Source organism: Corallococcus sp. CA047B (assembly GCF_003612065.1).
Taxonomy (GTDB): domain Bacteria; phylum Myxococcota; class Myxococcia; order Myxococcales; family Myxococcaceae; genus Corallococcus; species Corallococcus praedator.
Window position 1 is genome coordinate 1 of the sequence record NZ_RAWD01000486.1, and the last position, 5,064, is coordinate 5,064.

A 5,064-nucleotide genomic window follows, 5' to 3' on the forward strand; every position below is an offset into this window, starting at 1 on the left:
CATCACCGCGGGCCGCCGTGTCCTGGCGGAGCGGGGCTACGACGCCACGACGGTGAAGGAGGTGGCGCGCGAGGCGGGGGTGAACCAGGGGCTGGTGCACTACTACTTCGGCAGCAAGGACGCGCTGCTCCTGGCCGTCACGCAGGAGGCCAGCCGGCAATACATGACGGAGCTGCAGCGGCTGCGCGCGCAGACCCCGGTGGAGGCGCTGGCGGAGACCGCCTTCGCGTGGGGTGAGAAGCTGGCCACGGACGCGCCGGACAGTTGCCGGCTGCGCTACGAGCTGTTCGCGCTGGGGCTGCGAAACCGGGAGCTGACGCCCGCCGTCGCGGAGCTGCTGCGCCAGGGGGACACCGAGATCGCCCGCACAGTGGCGCACTACCGCGTCGGACACGAGGCAGCCCCCGCCGCCGAGGACCTGCACTACGCCATCATCCTCAAGGCGTGCGTGGACGCGCTGTCGCTGTACCACCAGCTCGACAAGAACTTCGACCCGCTGCCGGTGTACGCGCTCCTGCGCCGCATCATCCTCGCGAGCATCGAACCGCCGGCCGCGCCCCGACCGCCCGCGCGCAAGCCCCGGGCCCAGGGCCGCCGTGGGACACCGTCACCGCGCGCGCGCCGGACTCCGCGAACGCCCCCCGGCTGAGCGCCGCTTCCGGGCAGGACGCACCACCTCCCCGCTCAGAGCGAGCAGCTCCGCGCGCAGCCAGCGGCTCTTCGGGTCCTCATCCACCTGCCGGTGCCAGTACAGGTGCAGGTCCACGGGCGGCAGCGCCAGCGGCACGGCCAGCAGGTGGTTGCCGAGCCCCGCGTTGAGTCCCTCCGCGTGACGCCGGGGCATCGTGAGCAGCAGGTCCGAACCCGCGACGATGCGGCAGGCGGCCTCGTAGTGCTGACAGCGCACGGCCACGTCGCGCTGGTGCCCCAACCGGCCCAGCACCAGATCCTCGAAGGGCAGGCCCGTGCGCCGGGAAGACACGGCGACGTGGTGCGCGGAGAGGTAAGTGGCCGGGGTCAACCTGCGACGCCGGGCCGCCACCACGCACAGCTCATCTCGCAGGAGCACCGCGTGCCGCAGGTCCGGACCCGTGGGCTGTGCCACGTCGATGGCCAGATCCAACCGCCCCGACGCGAGGTCGCGCTCCAGCCGCGTGCGCTCCAACCGCACGCTGGTGACTCGGGCCTCCGGGGCCCGGCCGCGCAGGCGCTCCACCCACGCGGGCAGCAGGGATGGCTCCAGCACTTCGTTCATCGCCAGCGCCACATGGAGCACGTCGCGCGCCGGTTCGAAGTGCCGGGTGCGGTGCACCGCCTGCTGCAGGAGCGCGAGCGCGTCCTGGATGCCAGGGGCCAGTCGCTCCGCCAGCGCCGTGGGTGCCACGCCCCGGCCTTCCCGGACGAAGAGCGGCTCACCCAGTTGCTCGCGCAGGCGGGCCAGCGCGTGGCTCACGGCGGAGGGACTCAGGAACAGCACGTCCGCGGCGCGCGCCAGGTTGCGCTCGCGCAACACCACGTCGAACACGCGGAAGAGGTTGAGGTCGAGCGCCGGGCGGACCGCTGAATCCTGAACACGGTTCATGAGAACACATGACCAACATTCAGTGGCTTCATCAACCCGGCGGGGCGCAGGATGCCGCGCATGGACTTCCAGCCCTCCGCCAGGACGACCGAATACCTGGAGCGCGTGAAGCGCTTCATGACCGAGCACATCGAGCCGGTGGAGGGTGCCTACCTGAAGGCCCTGCACGCGATGGAGGCCGGCGGAGACTGGCGCCAGTGGAAGGTGCCGCCCGTGATGGTGGAGCTCAAGGCCCGCGCGAAGGCGGAAGGGCTGTGGAACCTCTTCCTCCCGGACGCGAAGCTGGGCGCGGGATTGAGCACGCTGGAGTACGCGCTGCTCGCGGAGCAGATGGGCCGCAGCTTCATGGCCCCGGAGGTCTTCAACTGCAGCGCCCCGGACACCGGCAACATGGAGGTGCTCTGGCGCTACGGGTCCCCGGAGCAGCAGGAGCAGTGGCTGAAGCCCCTGCTCGCGGGCGACATCCGCTCCGTGTTCTGCATGACGGAGCCGGACGCCGCGTCGTCGGACGCCACCAACATGCAGGCCACCGCCGTGCTGGATGGCGACGATGTGGTGCTCAATGGCAAGAAGTGGTGGTCCAGCGGCCTGGGACACCCCAACGCGAAGGTGGCCATCTTCATGGGCCGCACGCCGGAGACGGGCGCGGACCGCCACCACCAGCACTCCATGGTGCTCGTCCCCCTGGACGCGCCGGGCGTGGAGATCATCCGCATGCTGCCGGTGTACGGGGACCATGACGCCCCGCACGGCCACGGCGAGGTGCACTTCCACGACGTGCGGCTGCCCCGCTCCGCCCTCATCTCCGGGCCGGGCATGGGCTTTGAAATCGCGCAGGGCCGCCTGGGGCCGGGCCGCATCCACCACTGCATGCGCTGCATCGGCGCGTCGGAGCGGGCCCTGGAGCTGATGATCGACCGGGGCATGGGCCGCAGCGCGTTCGGCAAGCCGCTGCTCAACCTGGGCGGCAACCGCGAGCGCGTGGCGGAGGCGCGCATCGCCATCGACCAGGCCCGCCTGCTCACGCTGTACGCGGCGTGGAAGCTGGACGAAGTGGGCGCGATGGGCGCGATGACGGAGATCTCCGCCATCAAGGTCGTGGCGCCCAACGTGCTCCAGAAGGTGGTGGACGACGCCATCCAGTTGCACGGCGGCGCGGGCGTGTCGCGCGACACGCCGCTCGCGGGCTTCTTCGCCCAGGCGCGCAGCCTGCGCATCGCGGACGGCCCGGACGAGGTGCACAAGGGCGTCATCACCCGCATCGAGCTCGCGAAGCGCGGCTTCTCCCGGGGGAGCTGATCATGGCCTCCCCTGTTCCCCTGGATGAAGGCAAGGCCGTGCGCTCCGGCGAGGCGCTGGACGTGCCCGCCGTGGACGCGTGGCTCAAGGCCCAGGTGCCGTCACTCGTGGGCACGCCGGAGATCACCCAGTACACGGGCGGCGCGTCCAACTGGACCTACCGCCTGAAGTACGAGAACCGCGACCTCATCCTGCGCAGGCCGCCCGCGGGCACCAAGGCGAAGTCCGCGCACGACATGTCGCGCGAGTACACGGTGCAGCAGGCGCTGAAGCCCGCGTACCCGGTGGTGCCCACCATGGTGGGCCTGTGCCAGGATCCGGCCGTGATGGGCGCGGAGTTCTACGTGATGGAGCGCATCCCCGGCCTCATCCCGCGCAAGCACCTGCCCCGGGGGCTCAACCTGGACAAGGCCCAGACGCGCCAGCTGTGCCTCAACGTCATCGACAAGCTCATCGCGCTGCACGGCGTGGATGCGCAGGCGGTGGGGCTCACGTCGCTGGGCAAGGGGCCGGGTTATCCGCAGCGACAGATCTCCGGCTGGTCCGACCGCTACGAGAAGGCGCGCACCTGGAACGTGCCCCGGATGAAGTACGTGCGCGACTGGCTGGCGGCGAACGTGCCCCAGGACATCGCCACGTGCGTCATCCACAACGACTGGCGCTTCGACAACGTGGTGCTCAGTCCGGAGAACCCCTCGGAGGTCATCGGGGTGCTCGACTGGGAGATGGCCACACTGGGCGACCCGCTGATGGACCTGGGCAACACGCTGGCCTACTGGGTCCACGCGGATGACAACCTGTTCCTGCGCGCCACGCGCCGGCAGCCCACCGACCTGCCCGGCATGCTGCGGCGCGAGGAGGTGGTGGCCTACTACCTGGAGCGCACCGGCCTGAAGCCCGCCAACTGGACCTTCTACGAGGTCTACGGCGTCTTCCGGCTCGCGGTCATCGTCCAGCAGATCTACTACCGCTATCACCACAAGCAGACGCGCAATCCGGCGTTCAAGAACTACTGGCTCATCGCGAACTACCTCGCGTTCCGCTGCCGGCAGCTCATCAAGAAGGCGGGGGGCTGATGGGTGTCGTCTATCTGGTACGCCATGGGCAGGCGTCCTTCGGCGCGGCGGACTACGACAAGCTGTCGGACGTCGGCCTGGAGCAGGCGCGCGTGCTCGGGGCGTCCCTGCGCTCGCGCCTGGCGAACGTGGACGCGGTGGTGACGGGCACGATGCTGCGTCACCGCGAGACGGCGGACGCGTGCCTCCAGCTGCTCGGACAGGCGTTGGAGCCCCGGCGGGTGGCGGGCTTCAACGAGTTCGACCACGAGGAGGTCGTGGAGCGACACACGCCGCGCTACGCGGACCGGACCGTGCTGCGCGAGGAGCTGCTCACCGCGAAGGACCCGCGCCGCGCCTACCAGGAGCTGTTCACCCAGTCCGTCGCGCGCTGGGTCGCGGGGGGGCACGACGGCGAGTACAAGGAGTCCTGGTCCGCCTTCAAGGTGCGCTGCCTGGAGGCGATGGACGCGCTGATTGCCTCGCTGGGGGCGTCGAAGACGGCGCTGGTGTTCACCTCCGGCGGTCCCATCACGGCCATCAGCCAGGACCTGCTGGGCATCCCGGACGCGCATGCGTTCCGGACGAACTGGACGCTCGCCAACTGTGGGGTCACCAAGGTGATCTACAGCGAACGGGGCCGCTATCTGTCCACCCTCAACGAGCACGGCCACTTCGAGGGCGTGCACCGGGCGCTCATCACCTACCGCTGACGGGCGGGGCTCGCGTAGCGTGGGCCCATGACGCGGTGCCTGCTCAACATCGACCTGGGGGAGCTGCCCGGGGAGGACGAACAGCTCTACGCGCTGGCCCACCTGGCGAACATCGCCTGCGGCGGGCACGCGGGCGATGCGGACTCCATGCGGCGGGCCCTGGCGCTGTGCGAGCGCCATGGCACCCTGGCGGGCGCGCATCCGTCCTTCGTGGACCGCGAGGGCTTTGGCCGCAAGGCCCTGGACGTGGCCCCGGAGGTGCTGCGCGCGCAGGTGGCGGAGCAGTGCGCGCGGTTGGTGTCGCTGGCCCGCGAGCGCGGTGTGCCGGTGCGGCACGCGAAGCCCCATGGCGCGCTGTACCACTCGGCCAACAAGTCCCCCGAGCTGGCGCGGGCGGTGGTGGAGGGCGTGGTGG

At 70.8% G+C, this 5,064-nt stretch carries 6 protein-coding genes; 5 read left to right on the forward strand and 1 reads right to left on the reverse strand.

Annotation, left to right across the window (positions count from 1 at the left end; genetic code table 11):
* A partial coding sequence (locus D7X74_RS39480; protein WP_147446859.1) for a TetR/AcrR family transcriptional regulator occupies nt 1–649 on the forward strand: 649 nt, incomplete at its 5' end.
* Here D7X74_RS39480 and D7X74_RS39485 read toward each other — a convergent pair.
* Nucleotides 608–1,582, reverse strand: a complete 975-nt coding sequence (locus D7X74_RS39485) for a LysR family transcriptional regulator (protein ID WP_120538102.1) — start codon at nt 1,580–1,582, stop codon at nt 608–610. The two genes, D7X74_RS39480 and D7X74_RS39485, sit on opposite strands and share 42 nt — an antisense overlap.
* A gap of 60 nt (nt 1,583–1,642) precedes the next feature.
* Between D7X74_RS39485 and D7X74_RS39490 the strand changes: the two genes are divergently transcribed.
* The 4 genes from D7X74_RS39490 to D7X74_RS39505 form a co-directional block, all read left to right on the forward strand.
* Nucleotides 1,643–2,881 (forward strand): acyl-CoA dehydrogenase family protein, encoded by a 1,239-nt coding sequence (locus tag D7X74_RS39490; protein WP_120538103.1) that lies wholly within the window; start codon nt 1,643–1,645, stop codon nt 2,879–2,881.
* A 2-nt stretch (nt 2,882–2,883) separates the two neighbouring features.
* The gene (locus tag D7X74_RS39495) at nt 2,884–3,957 is read left to right on the forward strand and encodes a phosphotransferase family protein (RefSeq protein ID WP_120538104.1); all 1,074 of its coding nucleotides are present in this window, start codon (nt 2,884–2,886) and stop codon (nt 3,955–3,957) included.
* Nucleotides 3,957–4,649, forward strand: a complete 693-nt coding sequence (locus D7X74_RS39500; protein ID WP_120538105.1) for a histidine phosphatase family protein — start codon at nt 3,957–3,959, stop codon at nt 4,647–4,649. The genes D7X74_RS39495 and D7X74_RS39500 overlap by 1 nt, the downstream gene beginning before the upstream one ends.
* A 27-nt stretch (nt 4,650–4,676) precedes the next feature.
* On the forward strand, nt 4,677–5,064 hold a 388-nt coding region (locus tag D7X74_RS39505; protein ID WP_199741999.1), incomplete at its 3' end, for a LamB/YcsF family protein.